This window comes from Haloarcula salinisoli (assembly GCF_019599405.1).
Classification (GTDB): Archaea; Halobacteriota; Halobacteria; order Halobacteriales; family Haloarculaceae; genus Haloarcula; species Haloarcula salinisoli.
The window spans coordinates 1038821-1059580 of the sequence record NZ_RKLQ01000002.1; the positions used below are offsets into that span (position 1 = coordinate 1038821).

The 20760-nt window shown below is 66.5% G+C and carries 22 protein-coding genes and 2 tRNA genes; 13 read left to right on the plus strand and 11 right to left on the minus strand.

Annotation, left to right across the window (positions count from 1 at the left end; genetic code table 11):
- The first annotated feature begins 46 nt into the window (after positions 1-46).
- Positions 47-1834 (plus strand): histidine kinase N-terminal 7TM domain-containing protein, encoded by a 1788-nt coding sequence (locus tag EGD98_RS14540; protein ID WP_220589084.1) that lies wholly within the window; start codon positions 47-49, stop codon positions 1832-1834.
- 1 nt (position 1835) lies between these two features.
- Here the strand turns inward: EGD98_RS14540 and EGD98_RS14545 are convergent, their stop codons facing one another.
- The 5 genes from EGD98_RS14545 to EGD98_RS14565 form a co-directional block, all read right to left on the minus strand.
- Positions 1836-2396: an NUDIX hydrolase gene (locus tag EGD98_RS14545; RefSeq protein ID WP_220589085.1), complete on the minus strand. Its 561-nt coding sequence runs from the start codon at positions 2394-2396 to the stop codon at positions 1836-1838.
- A gap of 129 nt (positions 2397-2525) precedes the next feature.
- Positions 2526-3386, minus strand: coding sequence for a DUF4013 domain-containing protein (locus tag EGD98_RS14550; protein WP_220589086.1), 861 nt, complete (start codon positions 3384-3386; stop codon positions 2526-2528).
- A gap of 239 nt (positions 3387-3625) precedes the next feature.
- A tRNA-Ile gene (locus EGD98_RS14555) sits at positions 3626-3699 on the minus strand.
- An 80-nt stretch (positions 3700-3779) separates the two neighbouring features.
- Positions 3780-4331, minus strand: a complete 552-nt coding sequence (locus EGD98_RS14560; protein WP_220589087.1) for an FxsA family protein — start codon at positions 4329-4331, stop codon at positions 3780-3782.
- A 142-nt stretch (positions 4332-4473) separates the two neighbouring features.
- Positions 4474-5844: a cytochrome P450 gene (locus EGD98_RS14565; RefSeq protein ID WP_220589088.1), complete on the minus strand. Its 1371-nt coding sequence runs from the start codon at positions 5842-5844 to the stop codon at positions 4474-4476.
- A gap of 471 nt (positions 5845-6315) precedes the next feature.
- Between EGD98_RS14565 and EGD98_RS14570 the strand changes: the two genes are divergently transcribed.
- Positions 6316-7932: a DUF255 domain-containing protein gene (locus EGD98_RS14570; protein ID WP_220589089.1), complete on the plus strand. Its 1617-nt coding sequence runs from the start codon at positions 6316-6318 to the stop codon at positions 7930-7932.
- Between the two features lie 131 nt (positions 7933-8063).
- A complete protein-coding gene (locus EGD98_RS14575) occupies positions 8064-8870 on the plus strand; it encodes a TrmB family transcriptional regulator (protein WP_220589090.1) in 807 nt (268 codons plus the stop codon).
- 3 nt (positions 8871-8873) lie between these two features.
- On the opposite strand, the gene mptA is transcribed toward EGD98_RS14575, so the two are convergent.
- The 3 genes from mptA to ahbB form a co-directional block, all read right to left on the minus strand.
- A complete protein-coding gene (mptA, locus tag EGD98_RS14580) occupies positions 8874-9818 on the minus strand; it encodes a GTP cyclohydrolase MptA (protein WP_220589091.1) in 945 nt (314 codons plus the stop codon).
- A 108-nt stretch (positions 9819-9926) separates the two neighbouring features.
- Entirely contained in the window at positions 9927-10517 is a 591-nt protein-coding gene (locus EGD98_RS14585) for a response regulator (protein ID WP_220589092.1), read from the minus strand.
- A 95-nt stretch (positions 10518-10612) separates the two neighbouring features.
- On the minus strand, positions 10613-11650 hold the full coding sequence (gene ahbB, locus EGD98_RS14590; protein ID WP_220589093.1) for a siroheme decarboxylase subunit beta: 1038 nt from the start codon (positions 11648-11650) through the stop codon (positions 10613-10615).
- Between the two features lie 109 nt (positions 11651-11759).
- On the opposite strand from ahbB, the gene EGD98_RS14595 reads away from it, so the two are divergent.
- The 6 genes from EGD98_RS14595 (at position 11760) to EGD98_RS14620 (ending at position 15942) form a co-directional block, all read left to right on the plus strand.
- Entirely contained in the window at positions 11760-12845 is a 1086-nt protein-coding gene (locus tag EGD98_RS14595) for an anthranilate phosphoribosyltransferase (RefSeq protein WP_220589094.1), read from the plus strand.
- 42 nt (positions 12846-12887) lie between these two features.
- Positions 12888-13808, plus strand: a complete 921-nt coding sequence (locus tag EGD98_RS14600; RefSeq protein WP_220589095.1) for an alpha/beta fold hydrolase — start codon at positions 12888-12890, stop codon at positions 13806-13808.
- Positions 13809-14009: 201 nt separating this feature from the next.
- Positions 14010-14558, plus strand: coding sequence for a peptidylprolyl isomerase (locus EGD98_RS14605; protein WP_220589096.1), 549 nt, complete (start codon positions 14010-14012; stop codon positions 14556-14558).
- A 48-nt stretch (positions 14559-14606) separates the two neighbouring features.
- Entirely contained in the window at positions 14607-15383 is a 777-nt protein-coding gene (locus EGD98_RS14610; RefSeq protein ID WP_220589097.1) for an MOSC domain-containing protein, read from the plus strand.
- Between the two features lie 51 nt (positions 15384-15434).
- Positions 15435-15776: a ferredoxin gene (locus EGD98_RS14615; protein WP_220589098.1), complete on the plus strand. Its 342-nt coding sequence runs from the start codon at positions 15435-15437 to the stop codon at positions 15774-15776.
- A gap of 81 nt (positions 15777-15857) precedes the next feature.
- Positions 15858-15942 (plus strand) — tRNA-Leu (locus tag EGD98_RS14620).
- Between the two features lie 83 nt (positions 15943-16025).
- Here EGD98_RS14620 and EGD98_RS14625 read toward each other — a convergent pair.
- Entirely contained in the window at positions 16026-17474 is a 1449-nt protein-coding gene (locus tag EGD98_RS14625; protein WP_220589099.1) for a DUF4397 domain-containing protein, read from the minus strand.
- Positions 17475-17775: 301 nt separating this feature from the next.
- Between EGD98_RS14625 and EGD98_RS14630 the strand changes: the two genes are divergently transcribed.
- Genes EGD98_RS14630 through EGD98_RS14640 form a run of 3 tightly spaced genes read left to right on the plus strand, consistent with a single transcriptional unit; the run spans position 17776 to position 18945 of the window.
- Positions 17776-18054: a winged helix-turn-helix domain-containing protein gene (locus tag EGD98_RS14630; protein ID WP_220589100.1), complete on the plus strand. Its 279-nt coding sequence runs from the start codon at positions 17776-17778 to the stop codon at positions 18052-18054.
- Positions 18055-18105: 51 nt separating this feature from the next.
- The gene (locus EGD98_RS14635; protein ID WP_220589101.1) at positions 18106-18390 is read left to right on the plus strand and encodes a DUF8036 family membrane protein; all 285 of its coding nucleotides are present in this window, start codon (positions 18106-18108) and stop codon (positions 18388-18390) included.
- 42 nt (positions 18391-18432) lie between these two features.
- Positions 18433-18945 carry a DUF5813 family protein gene (locus tag EGD98_RS14640; protein WP_220589102.1) on the plus strand — a complete coding sequence of 171 codons (513 nt, stop codon included), beginning with the start codon at positions 18433-18435 and terminating at the stop codon, positions 18943-18945.
- 295 nt (positions 18946-19240) lie between these two features.
- On the opposite strand, the gene EGD98_RS14645 is transcribed toward EGD98_RS14640, so the two are convergent.
- Both EGD98_RS14645 and EGD98_RS14650 read right to left on the minus strand, forming a co-directional pair.
- Entirely contained in the window at positions 19241-19471 is a 231-nt protein-coding gene (locus EGD98_RS14645; RefSeq protein ID WP_220589103.1) for an Lrp/AsnC family transcriptional regulator, read from the minus strand.
- 2 nt (positions 19472-19473) lie between these two features.
- A complete protein-coding gene (locus tag EGD98_RS14650) occupies positions 19474-20160 on the minus strand; it encodes a potassium channel family protein (protein WP_220589104.1) in 687 nt (228 codons plus the stop codon).
- Between the two features lie 140 nt (positions 20161-20300).
- On the opposite strand from EGD98_RS14650, the gene EGD98_RS14655 reads away from it, so the two are divergent.
- On the plus strand, positions 20301-20531 hold the full coding sequence (locus EGD98_RS14655) for an Lrp/AsnC family transcriptional regulator (RefSeq protein WP_220589105.1): 231 nt from the start codon (positions 20301-20303) through the stop codon (positions 20529-20531).
- The last annotated feature ends 229 nt before the right edge of the window (positions 20532-20760 follow it).

Below are 20760 nucleotides of genomic sequence, written 5' to 3' on the forward strand. Positions count from 1 at the left end.
CTCGGCCGCGAACGTTTATACGGGCGTCTACCCACCTCCGTACCAAATGGTCTCCACGCCCCTCGCGGTGGTTCTGCTGGCCGCCGTGGTCGGGATGGGCGTGGCCGGACTGGTCTGGCTCCACCGCGACCGGCCGGGTGCCGGCCCCCTGGCCGCTTTCGTTATCTCGGCCAGCCTCTGGGCCGTCGCGCACGGGCTCGAACTCGCAGCACCCGGTGTCGTACTGATGGAACGGCTGGTCCAGATGCAGCTCACGCTCTCGGTCGTGGTCCCTGTCGCGTGGCTCGTGACGGTGCTCGAGTACACGGGCCACCCGGACTGGCTCACTCGCAAGCGGGTCGCGCTACTGCTGATAGAGCCCGCCGTCTTCGTCACGCTGGTGTGGTCGAACGGTACCCATCGGCTCGTCTTCCAGAGCGTCACGGTCGCCACGACCGCCGAAACGAGCACGCTGGTCCCCGTCTGGGGGCTGGCCCGCTGGGGCCATCTGGCGTATATGCTCGTGTTGATACTGGCGGGCGGGGTCCTGCTCATCCGGACGATGCTGCGAACCACCGACCGCTTTCAGGGCCAGGTGCTCGCGCTGCTGGTCGCCATCACCGTCCCGACGGTCGGCCACTCCATCCACGCCTTTGACCTGGTGCACGCGTCCTTCGACCCGACCAGTCTGGGCTACGTCGTCTCGGGGGTCGTACTCTCGGGGGCCCTGTTGCGGGGCCAGCTGTTGGACGTCGCCCCCGTCACCCGCGACCTGGGCCGGGAGGCGGTGTTCGCCGAGATGGACGACGCGGTCGTCATCGTCGACGGCTCGGGCCGCATCGTCGACGTCAACGCCGCTGCCACGGTCTTTTTCTCGGCGGGTCCCGCGGAGCTCTCGGGACGGGAGCTGGCCAGCGAACTGCCCGACTTGGCCGAGACTGTCCCCGACGCTGGCAAACGCGCCCAGACCGAGACCCGGCTGGAGCGCGACGGAGCGGTCCGGTACTACGACGTCCGAATCACGCCACTGTATCGCTCCTACGGCGTCGTCTCGGGCCATCTCATCAGTCTCCGGGACGTGACGAACCGCCGCCAGCGCGAGCAGCGCATCGACGTGCTCAATCGCCTGCTCAGACACAACATCCGCAACGAGATGAACGTCGTCCGCGGCAACGCCGACCTGCTGACCGACAGCGTCGACCCGGCCGAACGGGACCGCATCGACCGCATCGTCCGGACCGTCGACAGCATCGTCGACCGGAGCAACAAGATCGGCCGTGTCTCCGAGGCCCTCGAGAGTGAGCGCGCCAGACCGGTTCGGCTGCCGGAGCTCCTGGAGACGGTCGTCGCGGACGCTCGGGAGCGCTACCCCGGGGCCGACATCGGACTCTCCTGTCCCGAGGCGTGCTGGGTCGACGGGTCTCCGGCGCTGACGCTCGCGTTCGAAGAACTGCTGGACAATGCCGTGGAACACAGTTCCACGAACCCTGCCTCGCAGGCTCGGCAGGACGCTGTGCAACACGTCGCGCCCGCGGTGAGCGTCGATATCGACGTCACCGTCGGGGACGACAACGTCGTCGTCCGGGTCAGCGACGACGGCCCCGGCATCGCCGACCACGAGCGGGCCGTCATCCTGGCCGGCGAGGAGACGCCGCTCCAGCACGGCTCCGGCGTCGGGCTCTGGCTCGTGAAGTGGGTCGTTCGCAACGTCGGCGGCACGCTCTCCTTTGTCGACGGCCCCGGGACGACCGTCGAGATAGAGCTGCCGGCGGCGGCGCGGCCGCCGACTGCGGACAGGCAGACTGACAGGCAGAACGCGGACGAGTCGCCGACGGACGATTCACCGGCTTCGTGAGCTACCGCTCTTCGTCGCGACGCATCGCGATCTCGAACCACGGACAGAGGCGAAGCTGTCGGTAGTATTCGGGATGCTCGTCCAGGCGGTCGTAGGGCACCCACATGAGGCCGTCGACCTCCTCGGGGTTCGGGTCGAGCGTCGTGTCGGTCAGCGTCGCCTGCAGGACCGCACAGACCTCCCACTCCAGGCCCGCGTTCTCGTAGTAACGCTTGTACTCGAACCGGTCGGTCACCCGGAGATCCTCGTACTGGTCGGGCGTGACGCCCAGCTCTTCTTCGAGGCGCTGTTCGGTCGCCTCGACCTGCGTCTGGCCCTCGACGGGGTGGGAGGCGACGGTGCCGTCCCAGTGGGTGTCCCAGAGGCGCTTGTCGGCCGCGCGCTGGGCCAGCAACACGTTCCCATCCCCGTCGAACAGCAAGGCGGTAAAGGCCCGGTGGCGGATACCGTCGCCAGTGTGGGCGTCGAGCCGGTTGACGAGACCCTGTGGGTTGTCGTCGGCGTCGACTGCGATGACGTCTTGCTCGGCGTTCTCGTGTGGCTCGTCGGCGTCGGAGGTCATGGTTGCTAGCATACCCGGTGGTGTCTTACGCGCTTCGACTTTTGACGGCGCTCGGGCGGGGGAAACTAGCGACTGTGCGGGCCGACAGACAGAGACGCGATACTCGACTGTGAAAACGCCTGGTGCCGGTCAGTCCCACCGATTCCCGTCGGTCGGGTCCGGGCCGCTGACATCGTCGTCCGTGTCGCTCGCTTCGGTACCGCTGTCGACGGTGTCGTCGGGCGTACTGGGCGTCGTATCGGCGTCCGCTTCCGTCGCCGTGGCCCCGGCGTCCGCGTCGGCGCCCATCTTGGTCGGCCCGTCCGGAATCTCCGGCAGTTCGCCGTGTATCTCCCGGTACGCGTCGGCGAAGCCGTTCGCCCAGATGTACGCGACCGCCGAGAGCCCGACAAAGGACACGACGAACCCTACCGGCGCGCCGATGATGGTCAGTCCCAGCACACCACTGACGATGCCGACCGCGAAGTTGACCAGTATTGCCAGCCCCACGGCCCGCAGCATGGTCCGGTTGGTGACGAACGTCCGTAGCACGTCGATGTCGAAGCCCGCGCTCAGGTCGTCTTTGACCAGGAAGTTACAGATCATAATCGGCGCGACGACCGCGATAGCGATGGCTCCGACGAGGTACAGAACACCGCCGATGACTCCCCCTATCGCCGAGAGGATGGCGCTCCGTAGCACTGCCGCCAGCAACAACAACACGCCGGTCGGCAGGAGCGTCACGGCCCCGATTACGAGCCCGTAGACGAACAGGATGGCAAAGCCCTTCGCGCCGTTGACGCTGAGCTGGACGATGTCGTAGTCGCCCCACTCCGGCGGGGTGTCGGTGTCGCCCCGCAGGACCTGCCGCATAACCTCCAGTACGTAGCCGTACACCGTGAATATCGGGATGAAAACGAAAAAGGCCAGCAACATCGCCCCACCGCCGATTGCGACCCGTTTGAGCCAGTCTTCGCCCTGTGTCTGGTAGCGGAGCGCGGCTTCTATCATATCACCGGAGAATTCGGGGATGTCTGTAAATAGCTTGTGACTAACGGAGAATCTCTCTGTAAGTGGTTTACTTGCTCTCCGGTCCGATTACGGCGGTATCGGACACCATCGGCACAGGTCCGGTGTCTGGTCGGACTCGGCTCACATACCGGACAGACCCACCGCTCAGAACAGTTCGGACCGAAGATGAAATGGCTGGGGAGTTTTGACCCCAATGACGGCAGAGCCGTCGGTTGGAGTGGGCCAACTCGGATTTGAACCGAGAGCCTCCCGGTTATCAGCCGAGCGCTCAACCTGATTGAGCTATTGGCCCAGGTGAGCGCATCTGAGTATTCCCGAGGGGTATAGAAAAGGGTGACGTTTCACCACCGCGGTGTCAAACCGCCACAGGGCTCACTTGTCTTCCGATTCCTCGAAGTCCACGTCGGTCGCGTTGTCGGGGTCGAAGCCGCTCCCCGAATCGCCGGACGCGTCCGGCCCCGGCCCGGTAGCGCCCGGCCCGGCAGCGCCTTCCTCGTTGGGGAAGCCGCCGATGTACACCTGGCCGGAGGCGAAGCCGCCGGTCTTGGCGTCGATGTAGGGGCGGACGACCCACCGGCGCACCGCGGCGCGGATGGGGTAGCGGGTCGGCGGCAGGGCGAGTAGCAGGCCGACGAAGTCGGTCACGAGCCCGGGCGTGAGGAAGAACGCGCCGGCGGCGACCAGCAGCCCACCGTCGATGAGCTCGTTTGTCGGCACCTCGCCGGTCGCGAGCTTCTGCTGTATCTTCTGGAGCGTGGCCCGACCCTCTGCCCGGACGAGTAACATCCCGACGAGGGCGGTCAGAACGACTAACGCGACGATGACCAGCGGGTGGACCGGATAGACGACGCCCGTCGCGAGCGCGACGAGCAACACCGCGTCGAACAGCGGAATGAGCAACAACAGGGCGATTGCCCGGAGCATACCCCCGATTGCAGGGCCTGGGTCAAACGCTTTTGGAATGCGAGCCCGACCAGTGGGAGGGCTCGACAAGCGAGCGGGGAACGGAGTGACCCGCGAGCAGCGAGATGTCGACCAGCGGGAGACATCTCGGAGCCCACCGCCGCTACCGCTCGTGCACCCGAACGTCCACGGGCTCGGTCGGCGAGAGCGTGATGCGCATCGCCAGGTTCAGGGGCGGCTCCGTGACGGTCTCGAAGCGGTAGCGCTGGGCCAGGGTGGCGATGGCGAGTTTCGCTTCCATCCGGGCAAAGCGCATCCCGATGCAGTGCCGTGGGCCGCCGCCGAAGGGGTAGTAGGCGTAGTCAGGGAGTTGGGCCTCGAACTCGTCGGTCCAGCGCTCGGGGCGGAAGGCGTCGGGGTCGTCGAACCACCGCTCGTCGCGGTGGACGAGCCACTGGGGAATCGTCAGCTGGGCCTCGGGCGACACGTCGTAGCCGCCCAGCGTCACCGGCTCGGTGGGCTGGCGGAAGGTGGTGAAGGCGGGCGGATACAGCCGCAGCGTCTCGGTCAGCACGTCGTCGAGGTAGGGCAGTTCGAAGAGGTCTTCCGGCGTCGGGTCCGCGCCGCCCAGCACCGAGTCGAGTTCGTCGTGGAGCTTCTGCTGGCGCTCGGGGTGGTGGCCAAGCAGGAACCAGGCGTAGGTGAGCGTCAGCGCCGTCGTGTCGTGGCCCGCCACGAGGAAGGTCAGCAGCTGGTGGCCCAGCCGTTCCCGGGTCATCGTCGCCTCGTCCAGCGACAGGAGCAGGGAGAGGACGTCGTCACGGGCCTCGCGCTCGGCGGCGCTCTCGGCCTGGCGCTCGGCGATGATGTCGTCGAGCGTCGCCTCGAAGTTCGCTCTGGCCGTTCGCACGCGGCGGTTCGTCGGCGTCGGCACCGCGAGCGGGACGTAAGCCGACAGCGAGCGGGGGTCCAGCCGCTCCCGGAGCGCCGACAGAAGCGGCTCCAGGGCTCCGGCGGTGCGGTCGATATCCACGTCCAGCAGCGTCTTTCCGAGCACCCGCAGGGTGTACTCGCGCATCTCCGGCAGGACGTCGAAGCGCTCGCCGTCCGACCATCCGTCACCGGTCGCGGCGGCGAAGCCAGTCATCGTCTCGCCGTAGGCGGCGATTTTCTCCCGATAGAACGCCGGCTGGAGCGCAGTGCGCTGTTCCTTCCACTCCTCGCCCTCCAGCAGAAAGAGCCCCTCGCCGATGTACTCCCCGAGCGTCTGCTGGAGCAAGGCGCCCTTCTCGTAACTGCCCTCGTCGGTGACGAGTATCTGCTCGACGAGGTCCGGATGGGTGACGAAGTAGCCAGTCGTCCCCGCGACGTTGTAGCCGACAACGTCGGCGTCCATCGCCCCCACGCGGTCGTAGAACGCGAGCGGGTCCCGCAGCATCGAGAGGGTGTTGTCGACGACGGGGATGCGACCCGGCCGCGGTGGGTCGTCCCCGGGCGTGACCGGCCCCGGATGGTCCACCTGCTGTGTTGCCATTGTTCGGGGTTAGGAGGGCGCACAGTTCGGTCTTTCGTCCTAGCAAACGTGGTTACTACAGTACAGTGTGACAGAGCGGATGCTCACAGCCAGAAAGCCCCCGGCCGCTGGGCTACTGCGACTCGCTGCGGTCCTCAGGAGCTTCGCTCCTTGCGGTCCTTAGGTCGTCTCGAACGCCCAGCGGCCGGCCCCTTTCAGTCCCACCCATGCTGGCTGGGCAACTGGCTAGGGGTGGACTGAAAGGGGCGAACCGTTCGACGAAGGCGGACGACGTAAGCACCGGCGCCGACCAGCGGGAGGCGAGGAGCGCAACGAGGCCCCCGAGTCGAACGGTTCGGGGCTTTCTGGCTGTAGACACCAGCGTTGCCGATAGTAACTGACACCACCAGTCGACAGACACCCCCACTTCCTTCTAGTCGCACATTTGGTCGGAGTAACAGCCCCTATGTGTGCCCATCACCGACAGCCGGTATGGACGAGTTCGCAGCGGAGACGAAAGTGGAGTGGCGCGAGTGGGGGCCCGAGGCGTTCGAGCGGGCCGCCGGGACCAACAAGCCACTCCTGCTCTCGCTGACGGTGCCCTGGAGCCCGGAGTGTCGGGCGATGGACCGGGGCGTCTTCGGCGAGCCACGCATCGCGGCCAACATCAACGACGGATTCGTGCCGGTTCGGGTCGACGCCGACCGGAACCCCCTCGTGCGCGAGCGGTACACCATGGGTGGGTTCCCGTCGACGGTGTTCCTGACGCCCGAGGGCGAGGTCATCAGCGGGTCGACGTTCCTCGGCCCAGAGGGATTCCGGGGTATCCTCGACTCGGTACGCGAAGCCTGGGACGCGAAGGGGACCGCCGCCGGCTCCGTGCCGCGCCAGCTCCAGGACGAGGCGCCGCCGGCGGGTGAACTGCGCCCGCGCATCGAGGAGCACATGGTCGAACAGCTGCTGGGGGCCTTCGACGAGGAGTACGGGGGCTGGGGCTCGGACGTGAAGTTCCCGCTGGCCCGGACCATCGAGTTCGCACTGGTGCGCGCTCGCGACCAGGCCACTCGAACGCTCGAAGCCGTCCAGACACACCTGCTGGACACCTACGACGGTGGGTTCTACCGCTACGCGACGGGACGGGACTGGTCGAACCCGCGCCGGGAGAAACTGCTGGACGAGAACGCGGCGCTGGTCCGAGCGTTCGCCCACGGCTACCGCTACACCGGCACCGAGGCCTACCGGGACACGGCCATGCGGACCGTCGAGTATCTGACGACGGAGCTGTGGACCGGCGACGCCTTCGCCGGCAGTCAGGCCGGTGACGACGACTACTACCAGGCCAGCCCGAGCGACCGGGAGGACGCCGACCCACCGCACGTCGATACGACTGTCTTTGCCGACCGGAACGGTCTCGCGATAGACGGGCTGCTGTGGGCCCACGCGTACACCGACGACGAGCGGGCAAAGCGCAAGGCAGAGCGCGCGCGTGAGTACGTCTGCACCCAGCTCGTCGACGAGGACGGCGCGGTGATTCACGACGACGCCGCCGACAGCCACCGCGGGCTGCTCATCGACCAGGCAGGTCTCCTGCAGGGACTGACGACGAGCTGGCAGGTGCTGGGCGAGGGCGGGCCCGCCGAGGCCGTCGCCGACTGGGGCGTCGACCACCGCCAGCAGGAAAGTGGCGCGTTCCGCGACGGCCCCGACGAGGGCGCGGGGCTCTGTGGCCGCTCGCTCCACCCGCTTGACTCGACGGTGGAACTGGCCGACGCTCTGGTGGACATCGCCGCGCTCACCGGTGAGGACCGGTACCGCGAGGTCGCTCGTGACGCCATCGAGTCCTTCGCCGGCGCCGCCGAGCGGATGGGCGTCGAAGTGGCCGGCTACGCCAGCGTCGCCGCCCGCCTGCAGGACCCCCAGCGACTTGTCGTCGGCACCGAAGCGGGCACAGACCTCCACCGGGCCGCACTTCGCCTGGCCGACCACGAGACCACGGTGGTGCCCGACCCGGACGGCGACGGCGTCGCCCGTCGCCACGAGGGCGAGACCGTCACGGCCGAGGGCGAGACCCCCGCAGAACTCGACGCGGCGCTGACCGGCGGCGCGTGATAGGGAACGCTGTCGTGATTTGCCGAGACACGCCGACCCCCAGGTCGGCGCTACCCGGAGATAATCTACACCGAACTCTATGAAACAGTAAACAGCCAAATAGTTTTGTTCGTCCGCCGAGAGACGCAGGTATGGCAAGTCTGCGAGACCTGGGCCTCTCCGAGTACGAAGCTCGTGCGTTCCGGTCGCTGCTGGATACCGGACCGACGACGGCAAAGGAGCTCTCCCGGGCCAGCGACGTTCCGATGGGACGCATCTACGACGTGCTCAACAGTTTAGAGACCTACCGGCTGGTGCGCAGCCAGACGGCGAGCCGGCCGAAAAAGTACGTCGCCGTCGAGCCCGAGACGGCGCTGGACCGGCTGCTCGACGACAAGAAGGAGGAACTCGAGGCGAAAGCCCAGCAGTACGAGGACATCGTCTCCGAACTGGGCGACCAGCTGGAGGCCGGCGACCACGTCGACGAGCCGTTCTGGACCGCCGCCGTCGGGCCCGAGGAGACCCTGAACCTCCTGCTGGAGCGGCTGGCCGCTGCCGAGGACCGAATCGTTATCGTCGGCTCGCCGCCCGCTCGGCAGCTGGACATCGTCGAAGCGACCGAGGTGGTCGTGGAGAAGCTGATCGCCGCCCTCGAACGCGGCGTCGACGTCTCCCTGCTGGTCCAACGCGACCTCTTCGAGCGGCTCCCCGAGGGCGCCAACCGCGCCTACTACGAGCGGCTCTCGGCGTACGATAACTACAGCGCTCGCTACAGCGAAGACGTCTCGACGACGTTCGAACTCATCGACGACACCGAGGTCTGTATCGAAGTTCCACACCCGCTGGGTCGGGACGAGACCTTCGGCGTCGTCGACCTGAAAGACCCCGAGTTCACTGCCGACGTCAGCGAGGCCTTCGCCGAACACTGGGCCGAGGCCACGCCCGTCGGACCGCCCTGAGAATCAGTCGTCGTTGGGCTGTTCTTCGGACACTTCGCTCCGCAGGTCTTCCAGCTTCGCGATGCGCTCTGCGTGAGCGTTGTGCTGGTGGATGGATTCGTCGTTGGACTGCTCCATGTAGACGATGGCATCGTCCGGGAGGTCAGGGAACCGCTCGACGACGCCCTCGGCCAGCGCTCGCACGCAGTCCTCGACGAACTTCGCGTCCTTGTGGGCCTCGAAGGTCATGTGGTCCTCGTCGGGCCGTTTCGCGAGGTTGTAGATGCGCGCGCTCATCGAGTCACGGGCGACCTCGATGAGTTCGTTCAGGTCGACCTCCGGGGCGCCGTCGCTCTCGACGGTGAGCGTGGCGTGGCCACGCTGTGAGTGGCCGGCCTGGGGCATCTTCTGGAGGAACTCGTCGATGACCTCGTCCTCGACGGCCATGCTCTGGAGGGTTTCCCGGGCGCGAGCGGCGGACATCCCCTGCGAACAGGGGCAGACGGTCATCCCGGTGACCTGGGCACCGATCTCCTCGCTGGTGCCCTCGTCGGTGGCCGTCGCCGAGGCGATGATTGTCGCCGTCGACTGGGTGGCCATCTCGCTTTCGGGTGTCAGCTCGTGGGTGACGTAGTCGGCTTCCATCCGAACCTCTGCCTTCGTGGTGTAATCGTGTTTCTCCAGGAGGAGTTCGGCGGCGTCGCCACAGACGTCCTCGACGCGGTAGGCCTCTTCCGAGACCGCCGTCTCCAGCGTCTCGTCGATGACTTCCATGTTTCGGGACATATCCGCGCCCTTCCGCCAGGAGGGGAGGTCGACGAACACCTCGAACTCGGCCATGAGAACGATCGGGTCCCGGTCGCGCCGGCCCAGTTTGACGAGCTTCTCGACACCGGTGACACCGACGCGGTTGAGACCGACCGTCACGTCCGGACTCGACGCCTGCACGTCCGGGAGTTGCTGACTCATTGGCCTCGCTTAGGACGAGACTCGGTTATTGCTTTCGGAACCTACAGGACGCGAACAGACGGGTGCCACCGGCCCATGGTAGTGCTGGCCGACGGAAAAACAGACGATTCAGTCCGCGGTCGGGGGGTCCGGCCTGTCGATATCCCGGAACGCCCTGTCGAAGTCGGTCGGGTCGAAGTCGGCCACCAGGTCTGAAAGTGCCGCTTCCGCCGTCTCGATATCCGCTTCCAGCTCGCTGAACCGCTCGCTATCGGCCAGTTCTTCGAGGGTCTTGCTCTGGATGAGGGCAGCCCGTTTCGCCGTCAGCGCGTAGTACTCTCTGAGCTGTTCGTCGTAGGTCAGACACCGGACGAGGTGGGACACTGTCCCAAGCAGCGCCCCCTCGGTGACCGGTTTCTGGACGTAGTCGTCGAAGGGCATCTCGATGATGTCGAAGTCGGCTTCCTCGCCGGTCACCATCGCGACACGCGTCTCCAACCCGCGCTCGCGGATGGCCTCCAGCACTTCAGACCCCGAGAGCTTGGGCATCCGCCGGTCCAGTAACACGATGTCGACCGACGGAGACAGCGCGTCCAGCGCCGCCGGCCCGCTGTAGACCGTCTCGACGTCGTACGTCTCCTCGAGTTGTGATGCGTACGTGTCCGCGACGTCGACGTCGTCGTCGACGATGAGTATGCGAGCCCCCCCAGCTTCTGACATTGTCTCGACTTAGAGGATGCACAAAGACACCAAAAGGGTTGTGGCAGTTTACAGAGCGTGAAAATACCCGGTCTGTAGCCGTCGAGTCCGTCCCGCTACTCCCCGACGATATCGTCGTAGCGTGCGCCCGTCTGTTTCAGCGTGGCGGTCGAGTAGAGCCGGTCGTGGTCGACGGGGAGATACGTCGTCGAGAGCTCGTCTATCTTCTCGTCGACGGCGTCGGCGTCCCGGCCGTGAATCATCGTAAACAGGTTGTACTCCCAGTCCTGTTCGGGGCGGCGCGGGCGGTGGTAACACAGCGTGACGTATGGGAGCTCACCGACGCGCTCGCCCAGTTCGTCGAGCTGGTCGTCTGGGACGTCCCAGACGACCATGCAGTTGTTGTCGAAGCCGGTCGTGATGTGATTGACGACACAGCCGATACGCTTGATACAGCCGGCCTCACGCAAGCGCTCGATGGCCGCGAGCACGTCGCCCACGTCGGCATCGATGGCGTCGGCGATATCCCGGTAGGGCGTCGCCGAGAGCGGGAACCCTTCCTGTATCTCCAGCAGGAGCCGGCGGTCGAGCGCCGAGAGGTTCGCGGCGGCGTCCTCGCTGATACGGGTGGCGCTGGCGTCGGTCCCCTCGATGGATTCTCGCGCGAACCGATCGCTGTTGACGACCGGAAACTCCAGGTCGATGTAGTAGTCGGTCAGCATCGGGAGAACGAGCACCGGACACCCGGTACGGGCCTCGATGTCGGCGAGAATCTCGTCGCGTTTCTCGCGGGAGCCGGCGGTGACGACGAACCACATATTCCACTCGTGGTCGCGGGCGTAGTTGTGGTTCACCTGCCGGTAGTCGTTGATGACGGCGGCGACCTCGTCGAAGCGGTCCTCGGGGGCCGACACTGCGGCCAGCGTTGAAGAGCCGATGACCGGCGGGTTCAATACGGCGCCAAAGCGCCGGAAGATACCGTCATCGCGGAGGCGCTCGACGCGTTCGAGCGCCTCCGCGGCCGGGATACCAAGCTGTTCGCCCAGCGCGTCGAATGGGCGTTCGCGAACCGGGAAGTCGCTCTGAAATCCGTCGATGAGTGCGGCGTCGACGTCGTCGATACGCTCCCGCCAGTCACCCGCCCGGAGACTCATTGGGTCGGCTTAGGAGTGGACGGGTGTATCGTTTTCGGGAGCGAACGGTGTTCCCGCAATATGAGAACGAAACGGAGGGGCTTTCAAACTCGCCGCCTAACGGCGGCCCATGGCACAAGCGACCCGCGAGTACGGTGACTGGCCGCTGAAACGGCTGATGACCGAGGTCGTCGGTTCCGGCCACAAATCGGCCGACGATATGACCCGCGAGCAGGCCCGCGAGGCGTTCCAGCGCATCCTCGACGGCGAACCGGACCAGACGACACTCGGCGCGTTCTGGCTGGCCAACCGCTGGAAGCGCAACACGCCCGAGGAGCTGGGCGCCTACGTCGACGTGATGGCCGAGGAGTCGGTCGTCACGGCCGAGCCCGACGCCGACCCCGTCGACTGCGGGGCGAACTACGACGGCAAGGGCCGCTCGGCCATCCTTGGTGTGGCCGCCGGGCTCGTGGCCGCTGCCGCCGGGACCCCCGCCGTCGTCCACTCCGGCGACCGCGTCCCCACACAGAAGCAGGACGCCTACAAGCACGTGCTCGACGAACTCGGCGTCCGAACCGAACTCGACCCCGCCGAGAGCGCCGACATGGTCGACGACGTTGGCTTTGGCTTCTATTATCAGCCCGCGTTCAACCCCGGTATCGACGCGCTGTTCGACCGACGTGACAACATGGGCGTGCGCTGCTTCGTCAACACCGTCGAGACGCTTGCGAACCCCGCCGGCGCCAGCGTCCATCTGGGCAGCTTCTACCACCTTCCGTTCGCGAAGAAGATGGTCCGCACGCTCACCGAGTCCGAGACGACCAGCCTCGAGCGGGCGCTGTTCTTCCAGGGGATGGAAGGGTACGACGACGTCCGCCCCGGCGAGACCGTCGTCGCCGAGTGGCCCGTCGAGGGCAGCGAGTCGGACGACGAGGAGATCGCCGACTTCGAGATTCGCACGAGCGAATACGGGATGGACGTGACCAGCGACGCCCTCGCCGTCGAGGACGTCGCCGGCGAGTCGGCCGCGATTACCGAAGCGGTCCTGACCGGCGAGCGCACAGACGGCTTCGCCGACGCCGTCGCGCTCAACGCCGCCCTGCGAATCTACGCCCGCGAAGACGCCGACAGTATCGCGGACGGACTCGAACAGGCACGCGAGGCCATCGACGACGGCAGCGCGGCCGACGCACTCGAGGCGCTCCGGGCGTTCTGAACTGGCGGAATCCACTTTTCCGCTCGGCCCGAACGACGAGTGATGACTACGACTGCCGACGACTGGACGGTCCCGGCCGCTGCGGACGACCCGTGGACACACGACACCGTCGAGACCAACGGCGTTCGGCTCCACGTCGTCACCGCGGGCCCCGAGGACGGCGACCTGGTCGTACTTTTGCATGGCTTCCCCGAGTTCTGGTACGCCTGGCGCCACCAGATTCCGGCGCTGGCCGAGGCGGGCTACCGCGTCGTCGCGCCGGATATGCGCGGCTACAACCGCTCCGAGAAGCCCGCTGGCGTCGGCGCCTACCACATCGACGAGCTAGTGAGCGACGTGGTGGGGCTGGTCCACGCGTTCGACCGGGAATCGGCCCACGTCGTCGGCCACGACTGGGGCGGCCTCGTGGCCTGGCAGACCGCCATCGACCGGCCCGGCGTCGTCGACCGGCTGGCGGTGCTGAACGCGCCCCATCCGACGAAGTACGAGCGAACGCTGCGCTCGAACCCGGCCCAGCTCGGCAAGTCCTGGTACGTCGGCTTCTTCCAGCTCCCCGAGCTGCCGGAGTGGGTCCTCGGTGCGCGGGAGTTCGAGGCCATAGAGCGGATGCTCGGCGAGGGCACGGTTCGGGACGGGGCCTTCTCCGAGACGGACCTCGAGCGCTACAAGGAAGCGTTCGCACAGCCAGGAGCCCGGACGGCTGCGCTCAACTACTACCGGGCACTCGCCAGACGGAACGCGAAGCTGACGCTGACCCAGGGCGGCGTCGGCGACCTGCCGGTCCGGGCGCCGACGCTGCTCGTCTGGGGCGAACAGGACGCGGCGCTGGACGTGTCCCTCACCGAAGGTCTCCAGGAGTGGGTCCCCGATATCCAGGTCGAGCGGCTCCCCGACGCGAGCCACTGGGTGCAGTTCGACGCGCCCGAACGGGTGACTGAGTTGCTACTTGAGCACCTTGCGTAGGGCGAACAGCCGACACTCCCGCTGTTCCACGTCGAGGGTTCCCCTTGGTCACCCTCACACCGCTCGCGAGGCGACGTGTCGGACTATCGCGACCCGCCCCGCGGTCGCTGGTCAGGTCATAGCGGCCGTGGCCCCGGCCCCCTACAAGAACCTTCGGCTCCAGTGGGCAAGTTTTTCCCCTGTGGTGTCGTCCCCATGGACATGAGCGACCTGACAGCGACGCTCCACACGACAGAGGGCGACATCGAAGTGGAACTGTACGATGACAGAGTCCCGAACACCGTCGAGAACTTCGTCGGGCTGGCCGAGGGCGCCGACGATTACGACGCCGCGGAGGTCGGCCCGGGCACCGGTGCCTGGGAGGACCCGGAGTCGGGCGAGAAGCGAATCGACCCACTGTACAACGACATCGAGATTCATCGCGTCATCGACGACTTCATGATCCAGATGGGTGACCCGACCGGCACCGGTCGCGGCGGCCCGGGCTACACCTTCGAGGACGAGTTCGACGACGACCTGACCCACGACGAGGCCGGCATCCTCAGCATGGCCAACCGCGGCCCCGACACCAACGGCTCGCAGTTCTTCATCACGCTGGGCGCCACGCACCACCTCAACGGCAAGCACGCGGTCTTCGGCAAGGTCACCGACGGCATGGACGTCGTCGAGGCAATCGGTGCGACGGAGACGGACCCGAACGACGCACCCACCTCGGAGATTCTGCTCGAATCCGTCGACGTTCACCGATAGTTGCTTCGGTGGTAACTCATTTTGCGACGGCGGTCCTCACCCCGACCAGTGCCACACATCGACCGACTGACCGTCTATCCGGTGAAGGGACTGGACTCGCTCGACGTCGATCGCTCGCGGGTGCGCGCGGGCGGGACGCTCGAGCACGACCGGGAGTTCGCGTTGCTCGACGCCGACGGCGAGCGCGTCAACGCGAAGCAGTCCGACCGGTTTCACACGCTGGAGACGAGCTACGACCCTGAGACGACGACGCTGTGTGTCGGGGCGCCCGAGGGCCGCGAGTTTCCCCTCGACAGCGAGGGCGGCCGGGCCGAGGCGGCGACGTGGCTCACCGACGCGCTCGGGCTGGACGGCGACCTGACATTCGACCGGCAGCCCGAGCGTGGACACGTCGACCGCCCGTCGATGGGGCCGTCGGTCATCAGTACGGCGACGCTTTCGACTGTCGCCGACTGGTTCGACGAGCTGACCGTCGACAGCGTCCGACGGCGAATGCGCGCCAATATCGAGGTCGGCGGCGTCCCGGCGTTCTGGGAGGACCGCTTCGTCGGTGCGGACGCCCCGGCGTTCCGGGCCGGCGACGTTCGCATCGAGGGGGTCACCCCCTGTGGGCGCTGTGTCGTTCCCTCACGGGACCCCGACACCGGCGAGCCGACCCCCGAGTTCCGCGAGCAGTTCCTCAGGAACCGCCGAGAGACGTTCCCCGAGTGGGCCGACCGGGACGCCTTCGACCACTTCTACTCGCTGATGGTCATCGCCCGTGTCCCCGAGGCCGACCGCGGGGAGACCCTCAGCGTGGGTGACACCGTGGACATCGTCGAGTAAGATGCTGCGGGAACCGACAGCGGAAAGAGCGTCCGCTCTCTACGGATACCCATGACAGAGGCCGACGAACCCGTCGACCCAAGCGAGTTCGGGGAGCAGAACGCGCCGCCGGTCGAGGACAAGCCCTACAAGATCATCTTCGAGGCCAACAAGTGCTTCGGCGCGGGCAAGTGCGCCGAGGTCTCGACCAACTGGTCGCTTGACCTGGACACCGGTATCGCCCAGCCGAACGCCTACTTCTTCGGGGAGGACGAGCTCGACCACAACGTCGAGGCGGCCGAGATCTGCCCGGCGAAGAAAGACCGTGGTGTCATCCATATCGTCGACCGACGAACCAACGAGGAAATCGCCCCCGACCCGGCCGGTGACGGCAGCCTCTCTGTCGACTGGTGATACTGTCGGCATTCGAGCCGCCACGTTTGGGCGAACAGTAACCGAAACCCGTTTTCCCTCGCAGTGTGCAGGGTGAGACGCGCGAGGGTAGCCGAGCCTGGCCAAAGGCGGTGGGCTTAAGACCCGCTCCCGTAGGGGTCCGCGCGTTCAAATCGCGTCCCTCGCACTCTCAGACCGCGAGCGGCGGCTACGTCGATTCCGAACGAAAGAAAGCGGCGAGAAGAACTATGTCAGATTCGTGGCCGGGGCCTACATCCCGCCGGCGTTGGACGTGACGACCAGGTCGAACCCTTCCGACCCGGGATCGTCGTCCGGCGAGAGGTAGCCGGCCGCGTAGGCGGTGTAGACGTTCCCGCCCTCGAGGCTCGTGTCCGGGAACTCCGCGGCCGGGTCCGCGTCGTTACCGTCGCTGTCGGGCCGAATCTCGACCTCGTAGGTGCCCGACCCGACTTCGGTACTGCCGGATTCGCCGTAGGGGACGTTGTCGAACAGCACGACGTCGCCGTCACTGGCTGTGACGTCGACGCTGGGGGCGTCGGGCGAGACGTGAACCACGCGGAGTCGGGCGTTGCCCTCGGCCGGGGCGCTGTTGTCGTCCTCCAGCACGAGCGGCGCGAACGCTTCGTCGGCGCCCTCGCTGATTTCTCCGGCCGCGACGACGGTGTAGGCCGTCCCCGCCGCCACGGTGACTGCCTCGTCGTAGACGACCGTGCTCTCGTCGCCGGCGGCGGTTATCTTCACCTGGCGGTCGCCCGCGGGGACCTCCAGATAGCCGCTCTGGGCACCGAATGCGACGTCGCTGAGAACCTCGTCGCCGTCGACGTAGACGTCGACGTTGGGTGCGTCGGGTGACATATGAGCCACACGGACCATCGCTGGGTCGGACGTGTCGTCCATGCTCATCGACTCGGCGAAGCGCAGGTCGAAGGGAGTGTCGGCGGGTTCGTCGTCGGGGGAGAGATACCCCGAGGCGAAGGCTGTGTACACTTCCCCACCGGCGAGGCTCACGTCGAACTCGGCGACGACGTCACCGTCGTTGCTGTCGGTGTCGCCGCGAACTTGCACGGTGTAGTCGCCGGCGGGCACCTCGACGCTTCCCGACTGACTGTAGGCGACGCCATCGAACAGGACGGTGTCCTCGCCCGCGGCGGTCACGTCGACCGCGGGTGCGTCCGGCGAGACGTGGGCGAGCGTGAGCCGAGCCGTGTCGCTGCCAGGGTCGCTGGTGTCGTCCTCGAGGATGAGGGGCGAGAACGCCTCGTCGGCGCCGTCGCTTATCTCGCCGGCCGCGGCGATGGTGTAGGACGTGTCGGCGGCTACCGTGATCGTGTCGTCGTACACCACGGTGTCGGGCTGTCCGGCGGCGGTGATTTCGACGTCGTGGTCGCCGGCACCGACCTCCAGATAGCCGCTCGTGGTGCCGAAGGGGACGTCTTCGAGCACCGCCGACCCGTCGACGTAGACGTCGACGTTCGGAGCGTCGGGCGACATGTGGGACACGCGAACCATCGCCGTCCCCGACGTTTCGCCGTCCTCGGTCTCCATCTCCGTCATCTCGGCCTCGGTCCCCGTCTCGGTCATGTTCCCCGTTCCCGTCGGGGTGCCACCACCATCGCTGCCCCCACAGCCGGCGAGTCCGACAGTCGCTGCCGTTCCGATACCGAGCAAGACTTTCCGTCGACTTGTATCCGATGACATCACCTGATTTGGAGGCGTGTCGGTTATATAATACATTTCGCAACTCGGACTAGAATCTCACCCAAATTTCCCTAAAATTGAGTGAGAGTCTCTCTAGACACTGATTGCGAGCATCTAGCCGAAATGGTTTTACCGGACATTCCCCGAGTATGAGATATGGTGCAGCGGCGTTCGGACGGGGTATTCCCACCGGTGAGCGGTCGACGCTCGCCGAGCGGGAGCGACAGGTTTGATCTGGACCGCCGGCGACGAACCACGATGTCGGTAGATTCTTTTCGTGTCGTCGGGAACCCACTCCCGAATGGATACGGTCCTCTGGCAGACGCTTGCCGGCACACGCGGGGGACCGAACCGCGCTCGTGTCCTCCGTGCGCTGGACGACCAGCCGCGGAACGCCAACCAGCTCGCCGAAGACCTCGACCTGGCGTACAACACGATTCGGCACCATCTGGAGGTCCTCGAAGAGAACGGTGTCATCACCAGCAGCGACGCCAGCTACGGGGTCATCTATCTCCCGAGCGAGCGGGCACAGAACCACTGGGACACGGTCGAGCAGATACTCACACAGGTGGACGACTGATATGAACTCAACGTCACGGGCAAGGACCGCCGACGGGACTCGGGAGGCGCCATGAGTCTCGTTCTCGACGTCGCGCGAATCGCCGCCGCTATCAACATCGTGTTGCTGGGTGGGCTTATCGCCATCTGGGTCCAGACCTATCGGGAGATACGCGCGCCGATGACGCTTGGCTCTATCGTGTTCGCCACGTTCCTGCTCGCCGAGAACGCTGTCGCGCTGTACTTCTATTTCAACGCGCCGGCGGGAATGCCGCCCCTGGCCGTCGACGTGATGGCAGTGTTGCAGGTTCTCGAAGTGGTCGGTATCGCTGCGCTGAGCTACGTCACCTGGAAGTAACGAACGACGCGCTTTTGGCGGTGAGACGGCTATCCTCGGCAAATGACTGACGTGCCAGACGACGTCGCAGACGTGTTCGACGCCCGCGAGACCTTCGTGCCAGGCGGCAGCGGCTACGTGGTCGAGACGACGAGTTTCGAGGGCCACGTCACCGCGAGCGAGGGCGAGAAGTGGCGAACCGACTACGAGGTGACCGTTCGAGCGCCGACGCTGCAGGCCGCGACCGCCGACGATGTCGGCCCGGCCGTCCGTGACGGCTGGTTCGAGACCTTCGAACGGCGACTCGAAGACGCGCCGAAGGCCACCCGCGTCGCGGTCGATCTGGACGACTACACCGTCGAGGAAGACGGCGAGGAGGTCGTCGTCACCTACCGCTTCAGCCTGGGCGGCGAACGCGAGGCCGCCGACGTGGCCAAGACCTTCGTCGAGTACGTCGAGGGGACCTACGTCGAAGGTATCGTCCCCGGCTACGACTACGTCGGTGTCGTCGCCGACCTGCTGAGCGCCGCGAGCACCGGCGGCAGCGAGGGGAGTCGCGGCGGGACCCCGCTGTAGTGGGAACGGCGGCCGCCCAAAGAGCGGCTGAATTACTTGTAGAAAGATGAACCGTTAGCAGTGGCCGGGAGCGGCGTGGCGTGGCACTGCCACGCCCGACGAGACCCGGGGAAGGGCAGGTAAACCGGAGTATACTGCAGTAGAGCATCCGGCGACGCAGTCGCCGGTTCCACCGCGGCGCGCGGACTACGGCACGCCGAAGGCGTGCCACAGGAGCACGCCGCGATTTTCCCCAAGTTTTTGCCCGAGCGAGCGTCGCCTTGCGACGCTCGCGACGGTGCAAAAAGTGGGTCCACTAATCCATAGCGATGTACGTCTGCGTGGACTCGACGCCCTCGATGTCCTGGACGTGGGTCGCGGCCACGTCCTTGACGGCGGCGGGTGTCTCGACGCGCACCTTGGCGATGAGGTCGACGTCGCCGGCGACGATGTGGGCTTCCTCGACGCCATCGATGGCCGCTATCTCGCGTTTCAGGCGGTCGGCGTCGCCGGTGTGGGCCTTGACCATGACGTAAGCGGTGACCATCCTCAGGCACCTCCCAGCGCTTTGGTGGGGCCGCTCTCACCGGCGACGATGCTTCTGACGTCAGAGAGGGTGTCGAAGTCCGCCAGGATGACGAGGTGGTCGCCGGCATCGAGCGTCTGGTCGAGGTCGGGCGTCGTCAGCGGTGCGTCGCCTTTCCCATGGGCCATCAGCTTGGTGTTGGCGGGCAGTTCGAGTTCGGAGAGCGAGTAGCCTTTCATCGGTGAGGAGTCGGTGATTGTAAACTCGACGAGCTGGAGGTGCTGGGCGATGTCGGCGATGGCGCGGATGTTTCCGCCCAGCAGCGCGTTCTTCGCGGCGATGGCGCCGAGCCGCTCGGGGTAGATGACTTCGTCGACGTCGGAGGCGTAGCGCCGGTATATCTCCTCGCGGTAGTCCTCGTCGATACGCATGACGGTGCGACAGCCGTGTTCTTTGGCTATCATGCAGGCGACGAAGTTGTTGTTGAGGTCGCCGGTCAGCGCACCCAGGGCGTCCGCCTCGTCCAGGTTGGCCGATTCGAGGGTTTCCTCCAGCGCCCCGTCACCGGCGATGACGTCGAAGCCGGCGGCCTCCGCCCGCTCGATGGCGCTCTCGTCGAGCTCGATGAGCGTGACCTCGTGGCCGCTCTCCCGGAGTACCCGTGCAGTCCGGAGGCCGACCCGCCCGGCACCCACGATAACGTATAGCATAGAGGGCAGTACGCGGCGGGGACGAATAAAAGTACCCCGCCCGGCCACCCCGCCCCGGTGCATGACTTACCGGTGGTCCAGACGCCCGGAGCCGTCAGCCGCGCGAACGTTTTTCATACTGTGGTACGTGATACCATAGTATGGCATCCGCGTTCATCATGATAAAGACGGTCGCGGGCAAGTCCGAGGACCTGCTCGCCGCCGTCCGGGAGTCCGAGGGTATCACGGAGGCTCACATCGTCGCGGGACAGTACGACATCATCGCCGAGGCCACAGGCGAGGAAGTGTACGACGTGATGCAGTCTGTCTCGACACGCGTCCGGGACCTGGACGGGGTCGCGGACACCCGGACCTACATCTGTCTGGAGTAGCGAGGAAGCGACCTGTAGGGAGCTTTCTCGACCAATGCGAGCGGTGACCGAAGGAACCGCGAGTAGCGGGACCGACCAGCGGGAGGGCCCGGAAAAGCGCAGCGGTGACCGAAGGAACCGCGAGTAGCGGGACCGACCAGCGGGAGGGCCCGGAAAAGCGCAGCGGTGACCGAAGGAACCGCGAGTAGCGGGACCGACCAGCGGGAGGGCCCGGAAAAGCGCAGCGGTG

Excerpts from the sequence above, each read along its gene's own strand:
- EGD98_RS14540 (WP_220589084.1), top strand. The coding sequence starts at position 47 with ATGGTCTCCACGCCCCTCGCGGTGGTTCTGCTGGCCGCCGTGGTCGGG.
- EGD98_RS14545 (WP_220589085.1), bottom strand. The coding sequence starts at position 2,396 with ATGACCTCCGACGCCGACGAGCCACACGAGAACGCCGAGCAAGACGTC.
- EGD98_RS14550 (WP_220589086.1), bottom strand. The coding sequence starts at position 3,386 with ATGATAGAAGCCGCGCTCCGCTACCAGACACAGGGCGAAGACTGGCTC.
- EGD98_RS14560 (WP_220589087.1), bottom strand. The coding sequence starts at position 4,331 with ATGCTCCGGGCAATCGCCCTGTTGTTGCTCATTCCGCTGTTCGACGCG.
- EGD98_RS14565 (WP_220589088.1), bottom strand. The coding sequence starts at position 5,844 with ATGGCAACACAGCAGGTGGACCATCCGGGGCCGGTCACGCCCGGGGAC.
- EGD98_RS14570 (WP_220589089.1), top strand. The coding sequence starts at position 6,316 with ATGGACGAGTTCGCAGCGGAGACGAAAGTGGAGTGGCGCGAGTGGGGG.
- EGD98_RS14575 (WP_220589090.1), top strand. The coding sequence starts at position 8,064 with ATGGCAAGTCTGCGAGACCTGGGCCTCTCCGAGTACGAAGCTCGTGCG.
- mptA (WP_220589091.1), bottom strand. The coding sequence starts at position 9,818 with ATGAGTCAGCAACTCCCGGACGTGCAGGCGTCGAGTCCGGACGTGACG.
- EGD98_RS14585 (WP_220589092.1), bottom strand. The coding sequence starts at position 10,517 with ATGTCAGAAGCTGGGGGGGCTCGCATACTCATCGTCGACGACGACGTC.
- ahbB (WP_220589093.1), bottom strand. The coding sequence starts at position 11,650 with ATGAGTCTCCGGGCGGGTGACTGGCGGGAGCGTATCGACGACGTCGAC.
- EGD98_RS14595 (WP_220589094.1), top strand. The coding sequence starts at position 11,760 with ATGGCACAAGCGACCCGCGAGTACGGTGACTGGCCGCTGAAACGGCTG.
- EGD98_RS14600 (WP_220589095.1), top strand. The coding sequence starts at position 12,888 with ATGACTACGACTGCCGACGACTGGACGGTCCCGGCCGCTGCGGACGAC.
- EGD98_RS14605 (WP_220589096.1), top strand. The coding sequence starts at position 14,010 with ATGAGCGACCTGACAGCGACGCTCCACACGACAGAGGGCGACATCGAA.
- EGD98_RS14615 (WP_220589098.1), top strand. The coding sequence starts at position 15,435 with ATGACAGAGGCCGACGAACCCGTCGACCCAAGCGAGTTCGGGGAGCAG.
- EGD98_RS14625 (WP_220589099.1), bottom strand. The coding sequence starts at position 17,474 with ATGTCATCGGATACAAGTCGACGGAAAGTCTTGCTCGGTATCGGAACG.
- EGD98_RS14630 (WP_220589100.1), top strand. The coding sequence starts at position 17,776 with ATGGATACGGTCCTCTGGCAGACGCTTGCCGGCACACGCGGGGGACCG.
- EGD98_RS14635 (WP_220589101.1), top strand. The coding sequence starts at position 18,106 with ATGAGTCTCGTTCTCGACGTCGCGCGAATCGCCGCCGCTATCAACATC.
- EGD98_RS14640 (WP_220589102.1), top strand. The coding sequence starts at position 18,433 with ATGACTGACGTGCCAGACGACGTCGCAGACGTGTTCGACGCCCGCGAG.
- EGD98_RS14645 (WP_220589103.1), bottom strand. The coding sequence starts at position 19,471 with ATGGTCACCGCTTACGTCATGGTCAAGGCCCACACCGGCGACGCCGAC.
- EGD98_RS14650 (WP_220589104.1), bottom strand. The coding sequence starts at position 20,160 with ATGCTATACGTTATCGTGGGTGCCGGGCGGGTCGGCCTCCGGACTGCA.
- EGD98_RS14655 (WP_220589105.1), top strand. The coding sequence starts at position 20,301 with ATGGCATCCGCGTTCATCATGATAAAGACGGTCGCGGGCAAGTCCGAG.